This is a genomic window from Thiocapsa sp. (assembly GCF_035467215.1).
Taxonomy (GTDB): domain Bacteria; phylum Pseudomonadota; class Gammaproteobacteria; order Chromatiales; family Chromatiaceae; genus Thiocapsa.
The window spans coordinates 1-3543 of record NZ_DATITZ010000255.1 but is presented as its reverse complement, the minus strand read 5'-3'; the positions used below and the strand labels follow the sequence as shown (position 1 = coordinate 3543).

The 3543-nt window shown below is 65.8% G+C and carries 2 protein-coding genes; one reads left to right on the top strand and one right to left on the bottom strand.

The window, feature by feature from the left end:
- The coding region (locus VLR48_RS14660) for an alpha-amylase family glycosyl hydrolase (protein WP_325292505.1) at positions 1-1298 on the top strand (1298 nt) is incomplete at its 5' end.
- Positions 1299-1452: 154 nt separating this feature from the next.
- Here VLR48_RS14660 and VLR48_RS14655 read toward each other — a convergent pair.
- The gene (locus VLR48_RS14655; protein ID WP_325292506.1) at positions 1453-3534 is read right to left on the bottom strand and encodes a M1 family metallopeptidase; all 2082 of its coding nucleotides are present in this window, start codon (positions 3532-3534) and stop codon (positions 1453-1455) included.
- Positions 3535-3543 lie beyond the last annotated feature (9 nt).

The window sequence follows — 3543 nt, the reverse complement described above, 5'->3', positions numbered from 1 at the left end:
GGCCGAATCGCGACGACATCGACAACCCGGTTGCGCCCCGATGGTACCGGGAGCGCCACGGCAGCGATCCGGACGGCACCGAGCCGCTGGTCGATCCCAAGACCGGCGAGACGGTGCCCAAGCCCGGCTACAACCCGGGGCGTTTCTTCGGCGTCGACCCCAATGATTTGGATCCCGACTGGTATCACCAGGAGGGCTTCATCTGCGGCGGCGATTGGGAGAGCCCCCATTCGCTCCAGCACAAGCACCTAGCCGGCGACTGTATCGACCTTGCCACCGAGCGCCAAAACGTGAAGGACTATCTGATCGGGTCCGTCAATCGGTATCTGGACATGGGCGTGGATGCGCTGCGCATCGACACCGTCAAGCATGTCGAGCGCGACAACCTGCTCGAATACATCAACGCCTGGAAAGCCCACAAACCCGGTCTCTTCGTGTTCGGCGAGAATCTGGTGAAGGGCTACGGCTGGGGTGACCTCGGCGGCGGCGACAACGGTCCCTCGCAGATCCGACCTTGGTGGTACACGCGTATCGGCCATGACCCGCAAGATCCGGAATCCGGCGGCGACTCGGGTTTCCCGCAGCTGGATTTCGGCCTCTTCTCGACCTTCCGCGACACCGTGAGCAAGGGCACCTATGCCGGCACCGCCCAAATCCTCGGCATGGACTGGATCTACGGCGACGTGACCCAGTTGGTCACCTTCCTGCAGAACCACGACGTCGGCCCTGACAATGACTTCAAGTACCGCTTTAAGGGCGAGCAGTGGATGGCCGCCGCCGCCTATAACCTGATCTGGACCGTACGCGGGATCCCCTGTCTGTATTTCGGCGAGGAGATCGAGTTCATGAAGGGCGCGCCGCAGGATGTCGAGGGCGAGCGCGACACCCTGCATCAAACCGGGCGTGCCTATTTCGGGGATCACCTGAGCGACACGCGTATCGACGAGACGCAGAGCAACCCGCTCTATCGCCACATCCAGCGCCTAAACCTGATCCGCCGTGCGATTCCTGCACTCCAAAAGGCCGGGCTGAGCCATCTCGCCGAATGGGGAAGCGGGATGCGTTTCGTGCGCGACCATCCGCAGAGCGGGACTTACGTGGTGGTCGGTCTCGCCATCGGCTCGGATCAGGAGATCGGGATCGACGGGGTCCGAGCTGGGATCTATCGCGACGCGGTGACCGGCCAGGAGCAAGAGTGCCACGGTCGTCTGCTGTTTCACGTCAAGGCGAATTCAGCCGGTATCTATGTCCTGGACGGACCGGGCAAGATCGGCGAGGACGGGGTTTTCTTGAGATGAACGATGCCCGATGACCGTGCGCGAGCGGCGCGCGGAGAGGGCTCCGGGTTGTCTTGTTGCGTGATCCAGGTTGCGTGATCCAGATGCGCCTGCCGACGCATGGACGTGAGATCCGGGCCGCAGCTGCTCGTTCGCCACGCCGCCCGGTGTGTCGTCAGGGTACCAAGGCGGCCGGCTCGGCGACCGGCGCAAGTGCGCGTCTCGGGCCGAGCCAGGCAACCAGCTCGGAATCGCCCGACGGCCATTGGCCCTTCGCCTGGTTGTCGGGCGCACGGCCGCTGAAGACGAGATAGCTGTACTTCCCGTAGTGGGGCAGCTTGCGCGCAAGGCCGGGGAGTGCGGCCGGGTCGCTCGCGGCGAGCCAGCCGAGCGGCTGTCGGTCCTGCCGCGCCGTGAGCACGGGACTGACCTGCGTGCCGTCGAGCGGGTCTTCGCCGCCGAGGCGGAGCCGGCGTTGCTCGGACTCAAGCACGACGCCCTGCGCCAGTTGCGCGAAGCGATCGAGCCAGCGGTTCTCCCAGCCCATCAGCCAGATCGCCCGGTCCTCGGGCAGCGTCTTCAGGGTGTCGTCCCAACGGGTCTCCCAGCCGGGGTGCCCTGTCTGCCATGCCTCGGCGAGGCGCCGGTAGCCGTCTTTGAGCGCCTCGGGTGCCTCGGCGGGCAGGATCATGAGCCCACGCTCGGATCCGAAGAGGTTGCTCAGTGCGACGGGCGTCTCGCCCGGAAGCAGCTCGCGGAAGACGTCGAGCCAGGGATCGACCGCCACCCGCACCGGCGCGGACGGGAGGCGGACCTTGAAGTCCGCGCTTCCCCCGTCGAGCTCCACGACGAGACTGACCGGGTCGCCCGTTTCTTGATGGACGAGCACGGGGACATGCACGGAGAAGGGCTCGCCGTCTTGGGTCTGCTTGATTTGGCCGGTCACGGTAAAGCCCGCACCGTCAGAGGTTGCCGTGACGTCGGCGAGTCGGAGTCTCGGCGCACCGGCGCGCGTCGTCCAGGTCTCGAAAAAGCCGGCAAGATCGCGCCCGCTCGCGGCCTCGAACGAGCGGCGTAGATCATCGAACCCGGCGACACGGAAACGGTTGTCGGTCCAGACACGCGCAAGGCCGGCCTTGAACGCCTCGTCGCCGAGCTGGCGGCGCAGCATGTGGAAGAGCATGGCGCTCTTGCCGTAGCCGATCGCCTGAGAGGCCGCGCCGTGTCGGCCGCGGAACTCGACGAGCGGAAAATCGCTGCTGTCCCGGACATAATCGGCATAGCCCTTGAGCATCTCGCGCCGATAGACCCAACCCTCGCCGGCGCGCTCGCGCAGCAGGTGATCGGCCAGATAGGTGGTGAGCCCTTCGGCCCAGTTGCCCGCCGCGTAGTCGATATAGACCCCGTTGCCCCACCAGTTATGGAGGATCTCGTGAGGGTAGGAGGTGTGGATGATGAAGGGCAGGCGGATGACTTGCGATCCGAGGAGCGTGAAGGACGGCATGCCGTAGCCGGTCTCCCAGAAATTCTCGACCAGCGCGAACTTGGCGAACGGATAGTCGCCGATCAACTCGGAATAGAGGTTGATGTAGCTCTCGGTCGCGTCCAAATAGCGCTGTGCCAGGGCGGCGTCGGCCTCGCGTAGGTAGACTTGGGCCTCAAATGCGGTGTCTCCGGCTCGAGCGCGATCGACATAGCGCTCGAAGGGTGCCGCGCTCAGATAGATGTCGTCCTGCGGATGGGTCTCGCGCCAGGTGGAGCGTCCGCTTGCCGGATCGCCCGGGCCTTCTCCCTGCGAGACCGCGGTCCAGCCGTCCGGGAGCGTCACCGCGAGTGAGAAGGTCTGAAGGCTGTCCGGGATGCGCGGATACCAGCCGCTGTTGCCGTCGAGAAAGACGCCCTCGGGTGCGATGGTACCGCGGGACCACTCGCGGGCACGGCCCATGCCCTCGGCGATCTGCTCGCGATCATGGCGGATGGATCCGTCGTAGGACAATGTGACGGGGCCGGGTCCGGTGATGCGCAGCCGGTAGCCCGTCAGATGCTCGAGGCGTTCGGCGGTCTCGATCCGCGCATTGCCGGAGGTGATTTCCGGCGCCATCCCGGCGTGCAGCAGAAGCGACCATTCGGGTCTGTCATCCGGGAAGGTCAGCGTATCCCGAACCTGCAGGGTGCCCGCAGCGGGGTCGACACGGGCCTCGATTGCGTGCTCGACGATCGCCGCGTCTGCCGCGACCTGTGTGGACCCGAGCAGGATCCATCCGAG